Annotated in this window: 22 protein-coding genes and 1 pseudogene; 13 read left to right on the top strand and 10 right to left on the bottom strand. The window is 55.9% G+C overall.

The genetic code is table 11. From position 1 onward, the window contains the following. Positions 1-171 precede the first annotated feature (171 nt). On the top strand, positions 172-660 hold the full coding sequence (locus tag ACWHYZ_RS13575; RefSeq protein WP_447983223.1) for a hypothetical protein: 489 nt from the start codon (positions 172-174) through the stop codon (positions 658-660). Between the two features lie 188 nt (positions 661-848). On the opposite strand, the gene ACWHYZ_RS13570 is transcribed toward ACWHYZ_RS13575, so the two are convergent. Further along, a complete protein-coding gene (locus ACWHYZ_RS13570; RefSeq protein ID WP_447983222.1) occupies positions 849-2,807 on the bottom strand; it encodes a response regulator in 1,959 nt (652 codons plus the stop codon). A 366-nt stretch (positions 2,808-3,173) separates the two neighbouring features. Here ACWHYZ_RS13570 and ACWHYZ_RS13565 point away from each other — a divergent pair, with 366 nt between their 5' ends. The 4 genes from ACWHYZ_RS13565 to ACWHYZ_RS13550 all read left to right on the top strand — a co-directional run bounded on the left by ACWHYZ_RS13565 (position 3,174) and on the right by ACWHYZ_RS13550 (position 6,116). Beyond that, positions 3,174-4,106 carry a response regulator gene (locus ACWHYZ_RS13565; protein WP_447983221.1) on the top strand — a complete coding sequence of 311 codons (933 nt, stop codon included), beginning with the start codon at positions 3,174-3,176 and terminating at the stop codon, positions 4,104-4,106. Between the two features lie 472 nt (positions 4,107-4,578). Continuing rightward, positions 4,579-5,034 (top strand): hypothetical protein, encoded by a 456-nt coding sequence (locus ACWHYZ_RS13560; protein WP_447983220.1) that lies wholly within the window; start codon positions 4,579-4,581, stop codon positions 5,032-5,034. A gap of 99 nt (positions 5,035-5,133) precedes the next feature. Beyond that, positions 5,134-5,307 carry a PEP-CTERM sorting domain-containing protein gene (locus tag ACWHYZ_RS13555; protein ID WP_447987584.1) on the top strand — a complete coding sequence of 58 codons (174 nt, stop codon included), beginning with the start codon at positions 5,134-5,136 and terminating at the stop codon, positions 5,305-5,307. 524 nt (positions 5,308-5,831) lie between these two features. Then, positions 5,832-6,116, top strand: coding sequence for a hypothetical protein (locus ACWHYZ_RS13550; RefSeq protein ID WP_447983219.1), 285 nt, complete (start codon positions 5,832-5,834; stop codon positions 6,114-6,116). Between the two features lie 753 nt (positions 6,117-6,869). Here ACWHYZ_RS13550 and ACWHYZ_RS13545 read toward each other — a convergent pair. Beyond that, positions 6,870-7,301: pseudogene (locus ACWHYZ_RS13545) on the bottom strand (response regulator); the annotation flags it as partial. Between the two features lie 243 nt (positions 7,302-7,544). Here ACWHYZ_RS13545 and ACWHYZ_RS13540 point away from each other — a divergent pair. Beyond that, positions 7,545-7,862, top strand: a complete 318-nt coding sequence (locus ACWHYZ_RS13540) for a hypothetical protein (protein ID WP_447983218.1) — start codon at positions 7,545-7,547, stop codon at positions 7,860-7,862. A gap of 114 nt (positions 7,863-7,976) precedes the next feature. On the opposite strand, the gene ACWHYZ_RS13535 is transcribed toward ACWHYZ_RS13540, so the two are convergent. Beyond that, complete coding sequence (locus ACWHYZ_RS13535) at positions 7,977-8,204, bottom strand: hypothetical protein (RefSeq protein WP_447983217.1); 228 nt, start codon at positions 8,202-8,204, stop codon at positions 7,977-7,979. 79 nt (positions 8,205-8,283) lie between these two features. Here ACWHYZ_RS13535 and ACWHYZ_RS13530 point away from each other — a divergent pair, with 79 nt between their 5' ends. Both ACWHYZ_RS13530 and ACWHYZ_RS13525 read left to right on the top strand, forming a co-directional pair. Beyond that, the gene (locus ACWHYZ_RS13530; protein ID WP_447983216.1) at positions 8,284-9,732 is read left to right on the top strand and encodes an ATPase domain-containing protein; all 1,449 of its coding nucleotides are present in this window, start codon (positions 8,284-8,286) and stop codon (positions 9,730-9,732) included. Positions 9,733-9,746: 14 nt separating this feature from the next. Continuing rightward, positions 9,747-10,358 carry a hypothetical protein gene (locus tag ACWHYZ_RS13525; RefSeq protein ID WP_447983215.1) on the top strand — a complete coding sequence of 204 codons (612 nt, stop codon included), beginning with the start codon at positions 9,747-9,749 and terminating at the stop codon, positions 10,356-10,358. A 473-nt stretch (positions 10,359-10,831) separates the two neighbouring features. On the opposite strand, the gene ACWHYZ_RS13520 is transcribed toward ACWHYZ_RS13525, so the two are convergent. After that, the gene (locus ACWHYZ_RS13520; protein ID WP_447983214.1) at positions 10,832-11,221 is read right to left on the bottom strand and encodes a hypothetical protein; all 390 of its coding nucleotides are present in this window, start codon (positions 11,219-11,221) and stop codon (positions 10,832-10,834) included. A 343-nt stretch (positions 11,222-11,564) separates the two neighbouring features. Then, entirely contained in the window at positions 11,565-11,759 is a 195-nt protein-coding gene (locus ACWHYZ_RS13515; protein WP_447983213.1) for a TOBE domain-containing protein, read from the bottom strand. Between the two features lie 92 nt (positions 11,760-11,851). On the opposite strand from ACWHYZ_RS13515, the gene ACWHYZ_RS13510 reads away from it, so the two are divergent. Further along, a complete protein-coding gene (locus tag ACWHYZ_RS13510) occupies positions 11,852-11,980 on the top strand; it encodes a hypothetical protein (RefSeq protein ID WP_447983212.1) in 129 nt (42 codons plus the stop codon). A gap of 333 nt (positions 11,981-12,313) precedes the next feature. Here the strand turns inward: ACWHYZ_RS13510 and ku are convergent, their stop codons facing one another. Both ku and ACWHYZ_RS13500 read right to left on the bottom strand, forming a co-directional pair. Next, positions 12,314-13,273 (bottom strand): non-homologous end joining protein Ku, encoded by a 960-nt coding sequence (gene ku / locus ACWHYZ_RS13505; protein WP_447983211.1) that lies wholly within the window; start codon positions 13,271-13,273, stop codon positions 12,314-12,316. Between the two features lie 174 nt (positions 13,274-13,447). After that, positions 13,448-13,660, bottom strand: a complete 213-nt coding sequence (locus ACWHYZ_RS13500) for a hypothetical protein (RefSeq protein WP_447983210.1) — start codon at positions 13,658-13,660, stop codon at positions 13,448-13,450. A gap of 388 nt (positions 13,661-14,048) precedes the next feature. Here ACWHYZ_RS13500 and ACWHYZ_RS13495 point away from each other — a divergent pair, with 388 nt between their 5' ends. The 3 genes from ACWHYZ_RS13495 to ACWHYZ_RS13485 all read left to right on the top strand — a co-directional run bounded on the left by ACWHYZ_RS13495 (position 14,049) and on the right by ACWHYZ_RS13485 (position 16,356). Further along, a complete protein-coding gene (locus ACWHYZ_RS13495) occupies positions 14,049-15,227 on the top strand; it encodes a hypothetical protein (RefSeq protein ID WP_447983209.1) in 1,179 nt (392 codons plus the stop codon). Continuing rightward, entirely contained in the window at positions 15,224-15,952 is a 729-nt protein-coding gene (locus ACWHYZ_RS13490; RefSeq protein WP_447983208.1) for a ferritin Dps family protein, read from the top strand. The genes ACWHYZ_RS13495 and ACWHYZ_RS13490 overlap by 4 nt, the downstream gene beginning before the upstream one ends. A 233-nt stretch (positions 15,953-16,185) precedes the next feature. After that, positions 16,186-16,356 carry a hypothetical protein gene (locus ACWHYZ_RS13485; RefSeq protein WP_447983207.1) on the top strand — a complete coding sequence of 57 codons (171 nt, stop codon included), beginning with the start codon at positions 16,186-16,188 and terminating at the stop codon, positions 16,354-16,356. 1,180 nt (positions 16,357-17,536) lie between these two features. Here ACWHYZ_RS13485 and ACWHYZ_RS13480 read toward each other — a convergent pair. Both ACWHYZ_RS13480 and ACWHYZ_RS13475 read right to left on the bottom strand, forming a co-directional pair. Continuing rightward, positions 17,537-18,004: a response regulator gene (locus ACWHYZ_RS13480; RefSeq protein WP_447983206.1), complete on the bottom strand. Its 468-nt coding sequence runs from the start codon at positions 18,002-18,004 to the stop codon at positions 17,537-17,539. Between the two features lie 153 nt (positions 18,005-18,157). Then, positions 18,158-18,541, bottom strand: a complete 384-nt coding sequence (locus ACWHYZ_RS13475; protein ID WP_447983205.1) for a response regulator — start codon at positions 18,539-18,541, stop codon at positions 18,158-18,160. Between the two features lie 1,012 nt (positions 18,542-19,553). Between ACWHYZ_RS13475 and ACWHYZ_RS13470 the strand changes: the two genes are divergently transcribed. Next, positions 19,554-19,967, top strand: a complete 414-nt coding sequence (locus tag ACWHYZ_RS13470) for a DUF6717 family protein (RefSeq protein WP_447983204.1) — start codon at positions 19,554-19,556, stop codon at positions 19,965-19,967. Here ACWHYZ_RS13470 and ACWHYZ_RS13465 read toward each other — a convergent pair. Then, positions 19,942-21,306, bottom strand: a complete 1,365-nt coding sequence (locus tag ACWHYZ_RS13465) for a hydroxysqualene dehydroxylase (protein WP_447983203.1) — start codon at positions 21,304-21,306, stop codon at positions 19,942-19,944. The two genes, ACWHYZ_RS13470 and ACWHYZ_RS13465, sit on opposite strands and share 26 nt — an antisense overlap. Positions 21,307-22,045: the final 739 nt, after the last annotated feature.

Genomic DNA, 22,045 nt, shown 5'->3' with positions numbered 1-22,045 from the left:
GCGGCGGCGGTCTTGTGGTAATGAGTCGGCACGTCACCCCCCAGGCACCGGCATCTCGTAGTCGTCCGCCATAGCGCATCTGAAGGGCACGGCATGCTTGAACATCTGTGCATGAAGGAAATACCTGGACACCTACTCAATCGTATCACCTACGTTATTTGGAGAGACAAAATGAACTCAGAAGACAAGGCGCATCTAGACTCCATCATGCAATCATTTAAGCAGAGGTTGGCCGCATCCAAAGACCTCCAAGAGCAGAATCAATCCAGGGAAGCGGCGGCAGGCGCTGACTTCAAGCGAGTCATGTCCGAAGTCATCCGCCCAGCCATGGAAGAAATAGGGCGGGAATTGAAGGCTGGGGGCCATGAGTACGAAATAATTGAGGTCGGCGACGAGCGAAGCCAACGTGACGCAAGAATTACACTGATCGTTACCATCAGCGGAGTGCCGGCGTCGGCCTATAGAAAGGACAATACAGTCGAAGTGTCGTTCCATCGCACCGGAAAAACGGCTGTCACGATTCAGGTCGTGACAGAAATAAGACGCCGCAAAACTGGCGTGGCAGGTCAGCGAGGAAATTATGCGGCTTCTGAAATCACCACCGAGTTGGTTCAGAAAGAGATTTTGAAAGTCCTCGAGGAGGTGTTTAGCGCGAGATAACACGTACGGTAGGAAACATTCGCTTGTAAAATCGCTTCCCTAGCTTGGTCGGAAGGCCGGTGCCACATCGCTTCGCATAAAGAGAGGACTCGAGGACTTTACTGCTCGAGGACTTTACTGGCTCGATATTTGGGGGGATTTCTGAAATTCGGCAACCGGCCTGACAAAGGGGCGCAGAACGCAGCTAGTCATTCGAGCTTTTCCGCAATGTCGGCTCGTCCTTTCATGCGGATAGCGGCAAAGAGGCCTTCTAACGGTCCTGCTTTTGAGACACACCCGGCAGCACCGGCCCCACAGAGCCCTTGAACCATATCTCCGCTCTCATCCATGGAAAACCCGATGACCACGGCGGTCGGGCATTCCCGTTTGATGGCTCGTGTCACGTCCACTCCGCTGTCGCCAGGAAGGTGGATGTCCATGATGACGACATCCGGCCAAGTGTTGCGAGCGAGCTCAATGGCCCTCTCACCATTTGTGGCCTCTGCCACCACGATCATATCCGGCTGCTCTTCAATCGCATCACGCAGCCCTTGCCGCGTGACTTGATGATCCTCAACAAGAAGAATGCGCGTGGCGGTACCATCCTTGCGTAGATCGGTGCGGGCTTCATCACCCGCACACGCCGGAGCCAACATCGCGGCACCCTTGACTGGCAATCGAAGGATGGCCCGGGTCCCAGAGCCAGGCATCGACGTCATCTTCAGCTCACCACCGACGGTATCAAGGCGCTCCGCGACATTGAGCAGCCCAAAGCCGCCTTCTTTGGAGGGCTGTGCCGTTCGCGAGGCGTCAAAGCCTTTGCCATAATCTTGCACAACGATCTCGATGTGGTTCGCCGTGCAGTCAGTGGAGACAAAGGCTTCGAACACGCCCGCATGCTTGAGTACATTCCACAGAAGCTCTTGAACGGCCTGATACGACACGATGAGGACATCTTCGTCAAGCACCTGGGCTGTGCCATAGTGACGGATGTTGACCATGAGCCCATGTCCATGCATCTTTTCCGCGACCCATTTCAGGGCTGCGTCCAAGTCATCCTCAGTGCCCATGAGCGCGGGGCGGAGCTCTGCCGTGAGCGTTCGGGAATAGGTCAGCGCGTCATCCAGCATGCGCTTCACGTCCATCAGCGTATTCCAAGATTTCTCAAAAGAGTGCTGGAGCGACATCCGCTCCAGTTTCATTTTGGACACGACGAGAAGCTGAGAGAGATTGTCGTGCAGGACACCGGCCAGGCGCTTTCGTTCTCGGTCCTCCGCCAGGGTGAGCTGCGAAGCGATGGAACGCAATTGGTCTTGCTTTTCACGGAGACGGCGCGTCCGCTCTTGCACCTCGTGTTCAAGTCGATAGTTCACCGTCTGCATCATGGCCTCGGCGCGGACATGGGCCGAGACATCTTGATAGACGACTAAGCGAGCCGGGCGTCCCCTGAATGAGGTCCGATGAATGGTGACCTCTACATGAATGATCGTCCCATCGCGCTTGCGATGGCGCCAGATGCCGCAATTCCCGGACTCCATGCGTTCGGTGTCCTTCATAGCCTGGAGGAACGCGGGCACCTCCTCCGCGGGTCGTATATCCTTGGGGGTCATGGAGAGGAATTCTTCGGCGGTGTACCCATAGTGACGGACCGCAGCCTCATTGACGGCGAGGTACTGCAGTGTTTCGTCGTCAATTAGGCAGGTCGGTACCGGATTTTCCTCGAACAGCTTTTGATACCTGGCTTCCGACTCAGAACGGAGCCGTTCCGCGTACCGCCGCTCAGAACTCTCGGCCTCCAGTGCTTGTGTGCGGTGTCTCAGCTCTCGAACCATCGTCCGGTGTCTCTCCAATAACAGGATGGCGAAGATGGACACACCGATAAAGAAGACCAGGCGCATGACGTCGTGGGGTGCGGCTATGATGGAGCTGTTCGCAGTTCCAATGAGACCAGAGGTGGCACACGCCGCTGCAACGATGAGCGCGGCGATCCCAGGCTTGACCCCGCCGTACCAGGTGGTGCCGACGACGGCAAATAACAAGAGGAACAATGTGAGGCGGTGCTGCACGGGATCCACGTAGAGAGACAGGAGGAAGGTACACGACACGGCCCCACAGGCCAGCGCATAGCGACGCGCTGTGCTGTACAGGATATTTCGCTGGTGTTTCATCGACTCGGCCTCCTTGCTTTGTGGTGCCTGAGCAATTCGACCACAGGTCCTGAGCACCCGGGAATTCTACATCTGGCAGCAATACGTCTGCACCGTTCCAGATACGGCTACGCCCGTTGTGACCCATGTATGCCATTGATGAGTATTGCAATATTGATGGAGCCTTCCTGAGGTTCAGTATGACGGATCGACTCATTCGGCAGGGTAGGCCAGAGGAGCTTGCGTGTCAATCAGCCAGCCATCGCATGGCGGGAGGTCTACAAGCTCATGGAAAATTTGCTACGTACGTGTCAGACAATAGCTCTACCGATTTCCAGCCCAAAAGCCTGCCTAGACATACGGCCTCCTTATGGCATAATCGCGGACATGCCTACCCCGCGTATCCATGTCTTGGTGGTTGACGACCACAGCCTGCTGAGAACAGAATTATCTCACATTGTCGAGGGAGATCCTCAGCTCTCGGTGATCGGAGAAGCTAGTAATGGCGAGATGGCGGTAGACTTGACCCGACGTTTATACCCCGATGTCGTGATCATGGATGTCCAGATGCCGAAGATGAATGGCATCGAAGCCACACGTCAGATAAAGGCGGTCTGCCCAGAAGTCGCGGTGATTGGTGTATCGTCATCAAACTATGCGGACGCCATGGTGGAGGCCGGTGCATCCGCCTCTATCTTGAAGCAGCACGCGGTCGACGAGCTGTGCGGTGCGATCCGTCGCATCAATGGGGTACACATCCGGGAGGAGTGGACGGCTCTGCGCGGGGCATCGTCGTCCCCCAGTCTTTTGCTCATTGATGATGATGCGGTCTTTTTGAAGAGCCTTTCTGACGCCCTTCACGACAAACATCCCCACCTCAGGATCGCAACGGCTCTGAACGGTGAACAGGGCGTGCGCCTGCTCACTCCTCGCCGGTTTGACGCCATTATTAGCGACTTTCGCATGGTAGGTCTCAATGGGGTGGATTTTCTAAAAGAATGCCAAGCGAATGCTGTCGGCATCCCGGTCGTCTTGATCACGGGATACGGAACACCGGCACTCGAGGACGATGCCTTTCATCACGGAGCCTGTGCGATCCTTCAAAAGCCGGTGGACGTCGAACGACTGTATGACGTGGTCACACGGGCGATTCGGCGGTCGAGATGGCTACGACGTACGCACCCTGCTGAGATGCCGCTAGAGGACCTGCATGCGCACGAATTCGCTCAGCCCCGCGAGGAGCTTTCGGTGAGAATCCACCAGATTGATCAACGCCTTCAAGATACACTCAACCGGAACAATCCCTCACCAGAATGTTAGCTCTCAGTTCCCCCGCTACCACGACACATCGCGCGTGAGAGTCACCTCCATCGCGGTATGAGGTTCTAGCTGGTAGCCGCTGAGCTCCTTGCATACCTAGCGAGGTGAAGGCCAATCGGGCATCTCATTGCTCTCGCCGTGTCGGTCGCCAACTGTGTGAGCGGCCCTGTCAGTTTCGAACTTGCCTCGGTGAGATAGGGCTAGAGACCCGTTGCATCTCAGCCACGGGCGCAAGTGTTGCCGCGTCCCTACAGGAACATAACGAAGGTGCCACGTCACCCTTGCAATGCAGCCGGTACTCTCGCTGACCTTCAAGGACGTCATCGGCCCTATTCCAAGCCACCTCTATTCGGAGAACGCGTGTGCGGCTTTCATTTCAATGGCGGCTGCGCCTCCGTCACGTTACCTCCTAAAAGACTAGCCCGGTGTTCTTCTTCGCCGGTACCCTCACGCCTTATCAAGGAGGGATTCTATGAAAACTGCTCTTCTTTTCATCTTGACGCTCGTTACGAGCCCGGCCTTCGGGCTTCCATGGGCCGGCCCATGGAAGGTCACCATCCAAGACCCGAACGCCAGCTATTGTGCGGGAACGACCGGGTCACGGGATTTCGCTATTTGTGGGGTCACAAGACAATTTTCAGATCGACCACGAAACGCCGTACCGGAGCCTTCCTCCTCATCCCCGTTGGAGACGGAGACGCCGCACGCCTATATGGCGAATACGGCCGCTGTACGGGGCACGTATCTATCCGGGGGAACCACATTCAGTCGTGACTTCATGCTTGAGACGCCACTATTGCTAACTATCACCGGCACGCTGACTGGTTCGGATTTTCTCTTCAAGGGGCCACTCAGTTCTGGGTTCCTCCGCTATGAGGTGACGGCGGCAGTAGATGGCACCATCCTCTTGGAACAGGGCGGCAGGTGAGAGGGACTCAGACCCAGCATATCTACGCCGAGACGCTTCAAAGCTCGATAGGCTTAGGTTGCCGGAATTCACACCGTGACCGGCTCTGTTACTGCCAGCATGGTGACGACCTGGGCAGCCGGGGAGTGGGGAGGGGCGGCCTATGACTGGGGGCTGTCCTTTGCCACCCCGCCAAGCGCCGGCTCAAGGGCTATGGTTTCAAACCCGGAGCCGGCGACCATCATACTTCTCATAACGGGACTGTTTGGCTATTGGTTGGTGAGGCGCCAATAGGGAGGCGCATGTTTCTGGCTGTTCCCGGCTTTGCTCGACCTCAAAAACACCGCAGGCTGAAGCCTCCTACCGCTGCATAGATGGTTCTCTCTGGTACAGTCGGCCCCGCTTCACGAACACTACTGTGACCTGCGTCGCGATGGGAATTTCTTGTTTGTCGATCAGGTCCATACCTGGCATCGGGGCGCCCGTATCCTCCGTCCCGTAGTGCCTCAGCCGCCCGGTACCGCGATGCTTTCATTATGTGAGTGCATGATCTTCCATCCTGGTACACAGGATCTGGTGTTGAGTGTTCGGAGCAAGACACCGCCGGGATCACGTCGAATCACTCCATGATTATCCCTCCTCGTCGCAAGGCCTAGGCCACGTACTAGAGAGAAGAGCGGACGTGGAAACGCATTAGGCATAAAGGCCTCATAAACACGCGGCCAAGGGTACGCTATTATAGACGAAGCAAGCCAGGGGCGTTTCGGGCTTGCCCGCAGCAAGCGAAATGGAATCCGGTAAAGAGGAGCGAGGTACTTGTGTCCTTTCAAGAGTGTGTCGGATGGGCAGCATCAGCGATATTGGTGGTGACGATCGTCACGCAGGTCTATCGGCAGTGGCAGCAGGGCTCAAGCAAAGGCGTCTCGAAATGGCTATTCATCGGCCAAATGGCGGCTTCGGGTGGATTTCTTCTCTATAGCTGGTTGATCCATGACTTGGTTTTTCTCTTCACGAATGCCTTAATGATAATGAGTGCCGCCGCAGGACTGGGCATTGTGTTATGGCACCGAATGGAACGCTCGGATGAAGAACGGGTGCCGTGAGATGGCAAAGGCCAGAAGGCTAAGGGAACCAGGACGCGATCACTTTGCTTGTGAGTACCCGATGATGGAAGGGCGATGGGACATGGAATAGGGCTCATCCTTTTTGGTGGCGTGATAAAGGTGACTTCAATCCTCTGGTGACAACGGGCCTCTTCTTGTTCCCTAATCTCGGTCCCTTGCACCGGGCGCCCATATCAGCGATCCAGTAACGCCTCCGCAGCCCGAACGCGACACCCTCATTCTTGGAATGCATTAGCGCGACGAGGCGCTCGATGGCTTTGTGACCGTAGTCTCGCGCCAGGTCACGGATTTCAGCCGCCACCTTCGGCGGACCGTCAGGATTACCGCTATGACTCGGCTTCCAGGCGGATGAGGATGTTTTTCGCCTTGCTGCGTGTTTCTGCCTGTTCTGAGGCCGATGAAACGAGCGTCAGCTCCATTGCTTGCATGACGCGACCGTATCCTCAGGTCCACTCGGCTGCTCAGCTTGCCACACTTTAATTCTTTGAGTGCATCAGCCCGACGTGGAAGGTTCTAATTTCTGCCACCACCTCTCGCGGGATTGCCGCACACCATGGATACGCCTGCGCTCTTGAGTTTCGGGGCGCTGTACGACACGTTCTAGGCCCCAACGTGGTTGGACGCCATAGTCAGGAATTTCTCCAGGTTGGCATGACGAACTGATGAGGAACACAGCATCACAGCCACGGTGTTAGGCAGCTTTTTGTCCCCCGGTTCGTCATCGATTGTCCCTTAATTGTCGTGTTTCTCCGTTATGGTCTTTTTCGCTTCACAAATAGCTTTGTTGAAAAGGCCATCGGCCCTTCTGCCATGCTCTATTGCCCGCCCTGCTTTTGTCAGAGCACGTTCAATGACATCCATCAATGCCTGCGGTGCAATTGGTTTGTGTAAAACGGCATAGGCTCTCACCCGGATTGCCCTGTCTTCCAGTTCACGGTCGCCATGGGCTGAAATGAGCAGGAATGGGGCCCGTGAGTGTAGGCAGTATGTCGCCACCAGTAAACCAAGACCATCTAGCCTGGGCAACTTGAAATCCGAGAGAATCACATCGTAGTCCGTTTCCGAAAGGCGCAGTAACGCACGCTCTGCAGAGAATACGGTGTCGATAGCAATGTCTGGTCGTTGCACGGCCAGCAGCGATTCATAAGCGAGCGCGGTCCTTCGGTCATCTTCGACAAACGATTGTACGACCCAGCCATAAAACCGCGCTGCCGGACACCAATACGCAGTATTGTCGGATGCCTAGGCGCTCGATCGCCTGTGAGGCGCAGAGTCGTACTTCAGACGGCCACTACACGAATCTTCCTACGCCACCCGTAGTTGGTAAGTACAGACCGTGGTAAACGGAGAGGAGCATACAAAAGAACCGGTCGAGGTCCTCGCACGTAAAAGAGAAGGAGGGGTGTTATGGGAACGTCTGTACGAAGTGGCATCCTAGTGCTGGTTGTCGGGCTTGGTTGTGCACTCGCGGCCTATGCGGAGGATCAAGCCAATCAAAGCGACACGCCCATGCAGAACAAAATGCAAAAGAATGAGCCAAGCACGCAGAAACCAGCTCCTCAAAAGGGGCGCGAAGCGGACCTTGGTAGTACGCGTCCCACGCCGGACGATGGCATGAAAAGTAAGCCCACTCGTAAGGGGGACAAGGGACAAACGGACCCGTTGGAACAGGGAGGACGTAGTCCGTCAACGAGCCGAGACAGCTCAGCGGGAGCGGGCCAGTAGGGACACAGGCCCGATGCTCTCACGACGGATAGAAGTCGTCACGGACGCATGGGCATCTGTGGTGAGGCTATCCCACTCTCTGAACCACTTGGAGACATAGAACGACGAGCCAGATCACCACAAATACGAGGGGTAATACTCCTCGTATTGCCGGACACGGGCCATGGATGCAAGGATAGCCAGCAGACCGAGGATAGCGGCAATCAGTCCGGCCATTGGGATGATCCAAAAGACGTCTTCGTTTGAAAAAGCGGCATTCTTAGCCTGCCCCAGCCTCGTAATGATGGCTCCAAAGCCGACAACGAAAAACGCTGATGTATGGATCCGTCTAAGTTTGGGCACGCCGTCGGCAGCTTGTCTCCGTATGATCTTTCTAATATATTGCGCCGGCTAACAGGCGATTGGTCAGGAGCATGGAAGAATGAGTGAGAATATCTGTTCCACTGGTGTCAGCGAATTGGATAGCTTCCTCCATGGCGGTCTGCCTCGTAAACGCCTGTACCTGGTGCAAGGGGAACCTGGTGCTGGCAAAACCACCCTGGCGTTGCAGTTCCTCCTGGAGGGTGTCCGCTTGCAGGAACGCTGCCTGTACATTGCGCTATCTGAAACGAAAGACGAATTAACGGAAGTGATGAATTCTCACGGGTGGGCATTGGAGCGTATTGCCGTCTTGGACCTCGCGGACGTCCGGGATCTTGTCGCCCCGGAGGAACAGAGCACCGTCTTTCATCCAAGTGAAGTTGATCTACAAGCCACGACCAAGGTGATCTTAAAAGAAGTCCAACGGCTCAAGCCCCAGCGCATCGTGGTCGATTCTCTCACCGAGATGCGGCTGCTGTCTGAATCGCCCTTGCGGTTTCGGCGCCAAATGTTAGCCCTTAAACAGCTTTTTGCGGGCATAGGCTGCACGAGTCTCGTTCTCGATGAGATGAAGGGAGCGGCACCGGACGTGCAAGTCGAGAGTATCGCACACGGTGTGATTCGTTTGGACGCGCTGCCGGATAGTTACGGCAAAACACGCCGGCAACTGCGAGTGACCAAGATGCGTGGAATTGATTTTCGTCAGGGGAGCCACGACTATGTCATCGCGAGAGGCGGCCTCAATCTTTTTCCACGCCTCGTGGCCGCGGAACATCACCGTGATTACAACCGGGAGTTGATTGCGACCGGCATGGCTGACCTCGATCGTCTGCTCGGTGGCGGTCTACACCCCGGGACGAGCACACTCGTGGCGGGTCCAGCCGGTGCGGGAAAGACCACGCTGTGCTTTCAATTGGCCTCGGCCTTGGCACAACAAGGGCGTCGCGTCGTCGGGTATATCTTTGATGAGAACGTCGATGTCCTGTTAGCACGAGGCGGCACCCTCGGACATGCCATCCAGGAATACCACCGGTCGGGGCAGCTTCGTCTCGAGCAAATCGATCCCGCGGAGATTTCTCCTGGTGAATTCGCCGCGCGGATTCGCCGGGCGGTGGAAAAAGACGAGGCGACGGTTATCATACTGGACAGCTTGAACGGCTATCTCAAAGCTATGCCGGATGAAGATCATCTCGCGCTCCAGCTGCACGAGCTACGCACGTACTTGGGCCAACAAGGCATCATTACCCTTCTTGTTCTGTCCCAATCAGGGGGCGTGGGACACGTCACGTCCCCGGTGGACGTGAGTTACCTGGCGGATGGGGTCCTTGTGCTCCGGTTTTATGAAACGAATGGCGAAATAAAAAAAGCTATTTCCATGTTAAAAAAACGCACAGGAGCACACGACACGGCGATTCGGGATTTTCAGATTGATAGCGATGGCATTAAGATCGGACCGCCGTTAAGCCATATACAAGGTGTGTTGACAGACACCCCCACGCAACCGTCTTAATCACCGTAGAAGCCGTGGACAAGATTATTGTAGACCCAGAGCATCTGCGGGTCCTCATCCTCGCGCCGACCGGGCAGGATGCGCCACTCATTCAACGCGTGCTCACCGAGGCCGGCATTTCAAGTGTGACGTGTCGAAGTCTGCCTCACGTGACTGACGCGTTGCGGACCGGTGCAGGGGCGGTGCTCCTGGCTCAGGAGGCGCTACAGTCCAAAGAACTCCAGTCGTTCGTCGCTGCCCTTGAAGCGCAACCGCCATGGTCTGACCTACCGATTACATTATTGACACTCTGTGGCTCAGCTCAGTGGGCTCTTCAGAAGGTATCGGAGCAGTTTGAAAAAGTTGGCAACCTTACTGTCCTTGAGCGTCCGTTGCAGGCAGTGACCTTGACCAGTGTGCTGCGGGTGGCCCTCCGCTCCCGCACGCGCCAATACCAAGTGCGAGACTTAGTGGAGCGTCTGACCGCTTCACGAATCGAATTGCAGGAGAAAATCTGCGATTTGGAGCAGTTTCAAGATGTCGTCGTCGGCCGCGAATTGAAGATGATCGAATTGGAGAAACAGCTTGAACAATTGAAAGACCGTCACACGGCTAACAAAGACGGCCGTCCCGATGTTCATCGATAATGACCGACATTACGATTGTGCTATGTCCGTGGCGTGTGCCCCGTGGTTCTATACACCGCTTCCGAAGAAAGAATCCAATCGAACCGCGACATTCTCATTCTTGGAATGTATAGTGCGACGAGTTGCTCGATAGCATGTGCGCCGTGATGCTCAGCAAGGCTTCTGATCTCTGCTGCCGCCTTCGGGCGTCCGCCGGGATTGCCGCTTTGACGGCCAACGGCTACGTTTGATGGACCGAGGAGTAGGGTCTATGGTAGAGGAGTTGATTAGGTTGATTCTTTTGATTTAACTTAGTGGCTTAGATCATCTCAGCAACTCCCGGGGACGCTCTATCCAGGACCGCAATAGTGCAATAGGATTCAGAGCCTTGTTGGCACCTTGTACGACGTTTGAAGCGCCTTATCCGACCTCTCCATACGGTAGGTCAGGTTTGGCAGATCCTGTTCCATAGGGAACTCGTCTATCACGCGGGCTTACAAGTCAACAGTTCGGTCAAGTAGCTCGTGGCTGAGCTCTAGGCTAGCAAGTGCCCTCTGTATCAGTTGGTCCGACCTTACAAGGCGATCGCCTTGTCCCTGCGCGTCCTGAACCTCACTGATGAGTTTCCGTAGGAGTCCGTCTGATTCTTTTACCTCCTTGAGGAACGCCGCCGTTTCGTCCAAGGTTGGTGATGCGAACTTCCATTCCTCGTCCTTCGAGTCGTCCGCATTCTCCGCAATCACGGCATCCGCAGCCTTAACCAAGGCCGTGAGCTCCTTGTGGGCAGCTTCTAAGGTTTGGACAGTGCAGACGGTCTTCTCGTCTAGCTTCTGATGATGGAAGGTGTGATCTTCCCCCGAAATAGTGGACGACGGATTGTCCATAGGATGTCTCCTTGTCGGAGACTTTGTCGGAGCGAGAGGCAGAGGAGGTAGGGGGCTCCTCTGGACCCCTGCGGCAAAGTCGGTTTGAGATGGACCGAGCTTCAGTGCGCCTTAGCGTCCAGAGAAGAATATAACGTCAAGCTACACCTTCTGTCTGGTATGTGCAAACGCTAATTTCTCTTATCACTTGCCCTCCTCGGGATCTTCCTTCTTCACTGGAGATTTCACCCGCCGAGAAGCCGAAGGGGCAGCGAGAGACTGTCTGTGCTCTGTCGCCGCCGCTCGTCAAGCTCCCCGATTCTCGCGGTCTTTCAAAAAGCACTCATGCTAGGCGGTCACAAGGCTAGCCGTTCTGCACCATGATCTCGGTCGCCTTGGCAACGGCAGTGACCCGATCACCGGTATCGATCGGCAACTCGTCCAAGGCTTCACTGGTGATGGTGCCACCGAGCTGTAAGTTCCCAATCTTCAGCTTGACGTAAGCTATGGCGTTGCCCCTTTGAACCGACGTAACTTCACCGCAAGGCGAGTCTTGCACTTATCTGCGCCAAGCTCCACGCGCTTCGCAAGAAAGCTCGCCTACACGCGTGCGAAAAAGTCCCTGACCGGTTCCGAGAATGTCCTGTATCGGTGGAGCGTGAACGCTACGCCATCCCTGCCAAGAAAGCTCGCGAGATCGAACCGCCGGTGGCGACGGGGGAAGGGATGAAAGCGATTGAGGAGGTGGTCAAGACTCGGCTGCTACGCCGCCGCGCCTAGCTCTCCACGACGTCAATCTCCCGATTCCGAAGTCCACGCCTGGACCGGACATGAATTGATCGGCTATCGACGGCTTTCCGAGGGCGCTGACGCGGATTCCTTGAAGGTGCGCCAGCCGTTTATCGACATCGAAGGCGCGGAACTGCCAGAGCGAACTCTAGTTATGCTTTTTGAAACGTGTGGGTCGCTGGGAGCATGGAGTACCGCTGTGACCCGGTTTCCAGGCCGATGAGGATGTCTCTCGCCGTGCTGTCGTCGGCGTCTCAGAAAACGGTCACCATGGATTGCGGTTCGATGCCTGGACGCTGCGGACTAGCAACTCGTCCTCCCTGCTTATCCCAGTCGTTTAATCATACGGGGCGTTCGAGTGCGCCTCTGGGTTGCGGGAGGCCGCTGCGCCGGAGCTTTCGCAGCCGTCGCGAGACTTGCCCGTAGCGCCTCCATGAGGTCGATCACTTTTGGTGACTTGGATGGCGCCGCCTGTATGGGTTCTCCCCGACGTTTGCGCTCAATGAGCGCCATCACGCGTTCACGATATGTATCATGAAATTTGTCCGGCTCCCACTGATCCACGGAGAGGCTGTCTACGACCTGCTCGGCGAGTTGCAGCTCCGCATCAGACACCGCCACGTCCGGTACAGATATGTCTAGGTCATTTCTCACTTCGTCAGCGTAATACAGCATTTGGAGCGCTAAACGGTCCGTGTTAGTCGGTCGCACCAATACCAATTTTTCTTTACCTCGCATGACCAGTTTCGCGATGGCTCCACGTTGCAGTGTTCGTAACGTGCGCGCTAATAAGCGGTACACCTTCTCTGCACCCTTGTCCGGGCCGAGATAGTACGTCTTCTCAAAATAGACCGGATCGATCTGTCCGAGAGATACAAACTCCTGGATTGCCGCATGTTGATTGGCTTCAGCCTCAAGGGCTTTTAATTCGTCTGCCGTGATTGGGATATATTGATTTCCTTCAACCTCGTACCCTTTGATGATTTGTTGACGAGGCACGATAGAATCCGGTGGGGATGCACTCGCGTCCTGCCGATCTGGGCTCTCTGGCATGCCCGGCATACTACGGGCTGCCCTGGAGGCATTCGTCTCTGATCCCGCTGTTGACTGATCGTCCTCACGTGACGCTTGAGCCGCAGATACGAGTTGTTGTCTGACTCGTTGTCCGGTGTTCCGATCCAACAGCCGGAACGTCACCTTTTTTGAGGCGGCCGCCGTGTAGAGCCGGACAGGCAGGTTGACGAGTCCAAAAGCAAGCGTGACGGAGAGTACGGAATGCGGCATGTCCTTCTCCTTGATGATTCATCGTATCAAGGAGGAACGCGTTTCCCTATTAGGCAAAGCCGGTAAGAAGGCAGGAGATATCAACCACGTCGAGGCAGCCGTCCCAAGCTATCGATGTTCTCGGGGAACCTCTTCGGCTAAGATATCGGAGAGCGGTTAGTCAGAACATGGCAATTACTGTGGTTCAGCCAAGCCGATGAGGGAAGGGCGGTGCGGGATGAGACAGTGTTCTTCCCTTTTTGGTGGGGTCACAAAGGCGACTCGGATCAGTGTTTGCTTAGAGGACGCTTCCTGTCCATTTAGTTCCATCTCTTGCATGGGGCAGCCGTATCCTCGATCCAGCAATGCTTCCGCGGCGCGGGCGACGCTTTCATTTTTTGAATCCATCAGGGCCGCCAGGCATCACAGACGCACATAGGGGCATATCTAGAAAGGAATTTACGTAAATGGGAGCACCTTCCAATGTCAGCCGCACCTCACACCGAAGAGCATCGGGGCTGATGTTTTGCTTGACCCGTTAGGCGCTACTATACGGACTCAAGAATGACAAAAGGGCAAGTGAGGTGACTCACGTAACGGCACAGCGGCAGGCTCGTGAACACTCCAGTTGGCTCAGCTCAGAAAGGACCAGCACCTCTAGCAGTCTAGGACCGGCGAGAAAGGACAGGGCAGCCGGCCGGGGGTGAAGTTTTCATTTATTTGAATGGTTCATACCACGGTCGATGTGCGGACGATCCCGTGTTATGAGGCATTGACACCAAAAAGGAGAGCCACAATGGCGTTGGATTTACTAAAAGATAAAGGCGTCCCGATCAACCAGCAGAAGTTTACGTGGAAAGACCTCGTTCAGAAGCCTATCAGTAAACTGGACGATGATGCCTTCACACGCGTGCGTGTCATTTTGATGAACGGTATTGAATCGGAATCGGTACGCTTCAGTCATTCATGCGCGCGTATGAATAAAGAGCTTCAAATTCCGCTGGCAAAGATCCGGCGGATAGAGCAGCACCAGCAAACCATTGTGAATTGGCTCAACCCCGCCGATCAGTCGCCGCTCGAGACCACCATTGGCTACGAGCAAGTAGCGATCGAAGTGACGGCCAGCTTGGCACAGAATGAGCCGGACCCATACATCGCGCAAGTCTTGCGATTCGGGCTGCTAGAAGACTTCGATCACTTGTACCGGTATTCGGCGTTGCTGGACCGACTGCAAGGAATTGATGCCAATACTATCCTTCAATGCTACACCGATATTATGCCAGGGCGCCCCACTGTGGATGAACATCGAGATCCCGAGGATGACCTCCGGGACCATTACGATCGCCGGACTGCCTCACCTATCACGAAGTTTAACGCGCTCACGATCATGGCGGGCGAGCATCAAACTCATGACTACTATATGCACTATGGACCCTGGTTTGCCGATCCGCTGGCGCGTCAGTTGTATGCTGAGATTGCGTCCATCGAAGAGCAGCATGTCACGCAGTACGAATCCATCATCGATCCGACTGAGACATGGATGGAGAAATGGCTGCTGCATGAGGCGAATGAAGTGTACAACTATTATAGTTGCGTGAGCCAGGAAGACAATCCTCGCATCAAGGCCGTCTGGGAACGCTTCCTGGATTATGAACTCGGCCAGCTACAGTATGTCATGGAGGTGTTCAAGAAAACGGAACGACGAGATCCCGCGGAACTCCTGCCCGAAGCTCTTCCTGAACCCATTGCCTACAAGAGCCAACGTGAGTATGTCCGCAAAGTCCTTCACGACGAGGTAGGCCTGCGAGCGAACGGCACACAATTTGTGGACAAGACCCAAGAACCAGAGCGTTCGCTGGCGTATCGTCGTCAGATCAACTCGGACGGCTCGCCTAGCCAGACCGTCGCCGCGGGCTATCGATGGAATCCGGGCACCGAATTAACGGCCAAGGGGAAAGGGAGGGTAGCGGCATGAAACAACCAAGCGATTCGGGTATGAATAAGACGGGTATCGACATGTCGCCGATCGATGTGCAGGAACTTCTTAACGGCGTAGAGTCTTCAGAACCGAGTTCCCAGGGAGACGAGAGCACGCTTGCATCGTATAGGACGACCTACCTAGAGGAGGCGGATCCTATCGGCTCCGTTCCTGTCCCGGGTTCATTAAAAGGCGCCGCAAAGACCGGCATGCAGAAATTGATGGGACGGAAACCTGAGGTCTTGATCGATAAACTGGGCGCCCGTTTGGCCTTCGAACGAGCCGGTACGCGACTGTACGATGGGCTGCTGAGCAAGTGTCTCATTCGAAGCGATGAGGCGAAGGGCCTCCCCATCGATCGTCTTAGGGAATTCCGGGATGCGGAAGCACAACATTTTTCTCTGGTTTGGGAGGTCATCAAAGGCTTGGGTGCCGATCCGACCGCTCAGACCCCTGGAGCAGATGTAAATGGCGTAGCATCGATCGGGCTCATGCAGATTATCACGGATCCACGCACGTCGGTTGCGCAAAGTCTCCATGCCATCCATCTCGCGGAACTTGCAGATCATGATGGCTGGGAACTTCTTATCAAGCTGGCCGAGGGGTTGGGGCAGGATGATATGGCAGGCAAATTCCGCAGCGCGCTCGCGGAAGAAGAGCGTCACCTCGCAACAATCCGTGAGTTGATGGAGAAATCGTGTCTTAGTGAGGCGGGAGTGTGATGTAAGCGATATTCGTGCTTACGTGCGCAAGAAGTACGGTGATCCACCATGAGGCAGCAGTTTTGGGCGACCTTGACGCCGGTACGGTTCCGGCACTCTCATCATTTCTTATTCCCGATTGAAACCAGACGACTCTAGGCATGTACCTCCGGCGAAGTTCCATCCCTTGCATGGGGCGGGCGGCCGCCGGGTTGCCCTTATGGGCGAGCTTTGGGCTGGTAGGTGCCCTTCTCATGGGGTCTGCTGTCTATCTGCTGAAGCAAGCGATCACAACGGCCCGCGAGATTCATCTGGTCCCGGTGCGAGCCGTCCAGACGGTGAAGGAGGAACTGGCATGGATGAAGGAAGAAGTGACCTCAGCCAGGAAATCTCTGGCACTCTCACTCGACCGGGCTAAGCAATGATCTTGTATCGATGAAGCGCCCTTAATCTGTCCGGCTCGGCACTGATCTGAGTCGAAGGCGTCGTCGAATCACGCATGGTCACCTCTTCCAGAAGGTCTTTCGCCGACTCGCGGACATACCCGCGAGTCAGATTTTAGTTGAGGTGTTCCGCCGCTCAGCGGATATCGCCTCTCACCTCGACGACATGAGCCCGAGCCCTGCTAGGCTGTAGCCAAGATCCAGTAATGCCTCGGCGGCGTGGACAAGGGACGCTCCATTCTTCGAGTGCATCACAGAGCGACGAGACGCTCAATCGCCTCCGGCCGAGGATAGCGGAGTAAGGTGCTGTATTTCAGCCCACGCGGTCGGCCAGAATTGCCGCTCTGAGGGTTCACGCCGACGAGGGACTCCTTCGGCGAATTATCTGCTGTTGCCTATTCTCAAACCTCATCGTCCATGTCTGACATAGTGCTTCTCGTTCAGCACCTAAAGAACCAGGACGTGTCTGATATCGCCGCTCGTCCCGGCGTCATATAGTGCAAAACAAGGACACGGGGTTTGGTCAATTTGGAGCCTTTAGTCACCTGCCGAGTTCACTGGCCTTAGCAGTTGGCTAAAGGGGACAAGACGACCGACCCTAGTCACAGGCGGGGAAGGTTGTGGCCGATGTGTGTGACCCTCCGCACATCGTAGGGGCGCGTGCTGCCCTTCCCTGCCTTCATTTATGTCACGTCACCAGGGAGCAATAGCAGACCATTATGAACGTCGGGATCGGTGCATTCACGATAGCAAGTGTGGTCCTTTTCACCCTCCCAGTATGGTCTGCCGAGGGGACACCTGGCTCAGAGAAGACCCGTCGCCCAGAATCCACGGCTCAACAATCACCCACGCCGCGATCAACTGATATCCCTGAAAAAGAGTCGTCTACGAAGGAACTCAATACCGGTTCCGATTTAACCGGCGGTCGTGATAGCCACCTTGGCCCGCACGACCCAGAAGACACGCCGAAGCAGAAAAAGAGCGAGAAAGGTAGAGGTAGCACCGGCCGATAATTCACCGTCTACCGAACCGCAGTCCTGAGTCTTCACGGCTTGGATCAGGTCCTTCAGGTTGAGAAAGCCATCCGGGTATCCTCTTTAGTCGCCTTCAACCTCTTACTCTTTGAGTCGTTCCTGCGCATCGAGGCGTCACGCCTGAACATCTAGCATGCCGTCGACGCGCCGAGCGACCCTGGCCTCTCGTCCGAATCGTCCGCAGGAGGGGACGGTTCGAGAGCGCGTTCAATCGCCGTGATGAGGCTGTGCGGGTCAAAAGGTTTCCTGATAAAGGCATTCACCCCGGCTTGTCTGGCTTGCGCTTCTATACCGGCATCCCCGTGCGCCGTGATGATAACAACGGCCAAGTCGGGGAACACGGATTTTACCCTGAGGACAAGCTCTAGCCCCTTCATGCCCGGCATATTGAGATCTGTAATCACGAGATCATAGTCGCGTCTGTGAAGGTGCTCTAACGCTGTCTCGGCTGAGTCACAGGCTGTGATGGTCACTTGAGCCATCCGAAACTCGATGGTGTCCGGCAGGACGGTGAGGAGGGCCTGATCATCATCGACGAGCAGGATATGACGGGCGACGTGAGGGGCCGAGACATTCGACGTGGTTTCACACCCCATAGTGATCCGCCTTTCCTGAATTTCGCGAACAATCCGGCCGGCCGATTCTTTTTCTGCGCGGGAGCGGACAAATTGAAGGAATCTGATTGTCCTCCCTCCTTGCCACAGATGCAAGCCAGGAATGGGACGCGCATGGAGGTTTCTGTTGCGCACTTAATCACTGGCGAGGGCTGCAACGCGCAGTGCTTGAAGGATATGGCCCAGCAACTCCTCTCGCTCAATCGGCTTGTGAAGTATGGCGTAGGCACCGTTCGCCTGGGCGGACCTCACCATATCCCCATCGTGCTGTCCGGTCAGCAGAATGATGGGCACCCGAGGAGACGCTTCCTTCGCCACTTTTAGAAACGCGACCCCGTCCATCCCTGGCATCCGCCAATCCGCAATGATCAAGTGATACCCATCAGCTCGGACTAGCCGCAGCGCCTCATGTCCCGAAAACGAGGTATCAATGACTCCCCCAGGCACCTTCCGACTCAAGAACCCTTCCATAGCTTCCAAGAAGGCTTCATCATCATCAACAATCAGCATTTTCGGCATACTGCAGCGTAATGCATACTAGCGGCTTCAGGGTAGACGACAGTTTTAACGGCGGCCTTCAGTAAGAAGGGATGTGACGCACTCCGTACGTCTTACATTCGTCATCAGCCTCAGGCAAAGCTGCGAAGGATCATGTGCGCCCAATCCTCATTGACACTGGAACATACGATGCTACTGATTAGATAGTATGTCTCGAAAGTCATCTCTTCCCGGGTAACAAATGTTGGGCACGCCCCCCAATTCAGCAGCTTAGCGCGGTGGCCCACTGGCCCATGGCTTGCTTCTCCATCTCTCCAACCTGTAATCAATGAGGTGTCGGATGAGAGCCAAAGAAGTAGGAATTTCAGTCTCCTCCCTCGCAACGGTCACAGTTTGGGAATGCGAGCAATGCCATCGTCGGTGGTCTGATACCGGCCGAGAGGCGTGCCCGTATTGCACGGGCTGGGAGGCAGAGCATCGATGGGATGACGTGAATGAGTCCGGGAGGGGGAAATAGAGTGTAGTTAAAACCACAGTGGTTCCCCAAACGCCTACGATCGACCTGTATAGAGGTTAAAAGGGAGGCTTCCGCGTCTATGGTGCGTAAACGAGCACAACAATCTGTGAGTCAGGAAGCAGAGCTGGAAGACCGACGTGACCTCATGCGGAAGGCTCGCCTGGGCGACAGGCACGCACAAAGTGAACTCATGGCTCTGTATGGGGTTCGGCTGTACTCCGAAAGTGAACGCAAAAAGACAAAAGTTGAGGCATCGTCTGGAGCAGGGAAAACGAAAAGTCGGGCCCAGCAGAGGCGTCACGTACCGCGATGACGGAAGAATGAATGATGGGATCCCGACAGATGTTGCTACATGGAGCTGTTCCGATCAACCGTAGACTGCACTTTGATAACTGGCGTATCCATGGTCCCGCGGTTGGTGGAGTGATAGCCCAACCCATGAGCTCTTCCGCCTGCCGGCTGTTCATTTGCGTCTTGATGCTCATGCTCCTAAGTTGTAGTAGAAGTGAGGAAGAAGTGCCCAACGACATTTATGTCATCATGCCCTATCGCCATGCTGCCATGTGGGTATTCGACGATCCGACTGTCGGACTACAGGCTGAGCACCTTGTCTCGGGCATACCGGAGATGATCAATGTCCTGATTCAAAGCATACGGAAAGGGGAGAAGGGTCTCCGATTGTTGTTTTCGGCACGGGCCTTTCCGGGTCATCAGGTGGAGTTAACACGCTTGCGAACAGAAGATGGCGGCATGTGGTATGAGTGGTCCGTCGCTCATCTAGAAGGGTGGCTCTGTCCCGCCCTCTTCAAATATTTCCCTGAGGCGCCCGAGAAACTTTACGCGCGGGCCGAACCGCTCTCAACAGTCCTCCAGTCGTTCCTCCCTACGGGTAACCGGAGACCGTTTAAGACTTGCCGCTCCTCGCGGTGAGAAGAACCGAGGCGGCTCTTTGACCGGATACGACGGCGCCCTCCATGGTCTGGAGGTACGGCTGCTTGGTGTAATCGCCGGCGAGGGTAAGACCGGGGATGAATGTTCGTTGCCGTGGGCGCTTGTGTTCGGTCCCCGGTTCAAACGAGTAGAAATCAGCCGGATGCCGGATGACCCGATAGTCCCGCAGGCAGCTCTTGAGGTCGAGGCCGAGACGGGCGCCCTCTTGTTGTGTGAGGTGTAGTAGGTACTCATCAGAAGACCCCATGAGTTCGTCCGGGGCAGCCAAAATGGTCGAGAGCCGTCCAGGGACATGCCGAAAGGTCGTCCGCGACTGCTCCGAAAAGGTGGCAAGCGCGGTCCCGGGGCCAAAGGTCGTCCGGTCCTGCGCCGTTGCAGGCCGATCCAGCTCACATTGCACCGTGAGGGCCGGCATGGAGGGCAAGGCGAAGAGGTGCGCCAAGTCGGGATGGGTCGCGAAATCCTGCTTGAGGATCGTCTGTGCGACATTTAGAGAGGTCGCCAATATGACCCGCTCGGCCGCCAGCCGTTCTCCCGACGCCAGTTCCACGCCACAGACCCGATCATTCTCAACTCGCAAGCGGGACACCTCTGCCGTGGTTCGTACGCGGCCACCGCGTTGCTCAATGGCCTGCGCCAATGGCTGGCACATGACCTCTCTCATCCCGCCTAAAAACCCGCCAACACGGAATTGCAACAGCCGACCAAGGAATGGGCCGAGATGCCCAAAGAAGGCATACGCCGAATACCGGTCAGGCGGGAGGAAAAAGAGACCCGCCGTCAAAGCCGTGAGCACGGTGTCGATCAGGCGCTCCGGTATCCCGTAGGCGCGTGCATACTCGGTCACGGTGGTCTCATCCAGTTGCAGGGGTTGCCGGAAGTAGTCGCGCAGCCCGGCTGTGATGAATCGCGCCAATCGCACTTTACTCAGCGGGGGAATCAAGTCGTTGTTTCCCGAGATCCCAGCGAGGGTCCGAAACGGCTTATGAAGTGGCGCGGCCCCAAAGAGCGCATGCGGCCCACCGTCTGGCACGCGAATCTCCAATTCGTCTTCCCAGAGCACGATGGCGTTGAGGTCTATCCCCGCCCGTTGGAGGACGGCGGGCAAGGCACGGTAGAACCCTAAGACGCGATGAAGACCGGATTCCACCCACATGCCATCCTCGCGCCATGAGGCGGTACGGCCCCCGACGACGTCTTTTGCCTCCAGGAGCAAGGGGCGCCAGCCGCGTTCGACCAGCTCAAATCCGCAGGTCAAGCCGGCTAAGCCTGTTCCTACGATGATGCAATCCCAGCTCGGCCGTTCAAGAGGTCTCAATTGTCATCTCAGATCGAACTGGTTAGGGTGTGGGTAACGCTAAGCCCAATCTCTGATACACCTGCTTTAATGCGATGCTGGATCCGCATGGGACGCACCCTGATCTGGACATTATCTTGAACCCGGCCTGGCGTGTATCGGCGCATAGTGGGACGGCGGTCAGGAACGGGAGGACACGACCGTGATCGTTAACGGCGCATCTTATTCCTGTACAGGCGGGTATGTGTGACCCCTTGCTCTATCAATTCAATTACACGGCGGTTTCCACACCCCTAGAGGAATCTCTTGTGTGCCTGTCCGTGCTACGAAACCCCCACATAAGCAGAAGTGACGGACAGGCGGTATAGGCTCGGACTGATGCCCCGGTCGGCGCCCAATTGGTACATTCAGTCAGTCGTCACGCCGCTGCTCAGAAGAGCCAGAACGAGACCCTATGGTAAAAGGCGGCGTGGTGCACAAAAACTTTAGCCTGTACAGGAGGTCGTCGTGAAGGTCATCGCTCTAGCATCCTCGATCCTCTTTGTCGCTGTTTCCATCAGTACATCCGGCATCAGTTGGGCTGATAGAGTTGACGATAGTGCTCTGACTAAACAGCGAGAGGAGACTCCGAGCACAAGTACGGACAAGCATCCTACGGGCCAAGCGCAGCGACTGCCTGAACCCAAAGACTGCAAAGACATTGAAGCCGGGACAGGTTTTGGGGGTAACACGACACAACAAGCTGCCCAACGGGATTGCG

Source organism: Nitrospira sp. Nam74 (genome assembly GCF_965152615.1).
This window is presented reverse-complemented; position numbering and strand designations above follow the sequence as displayed.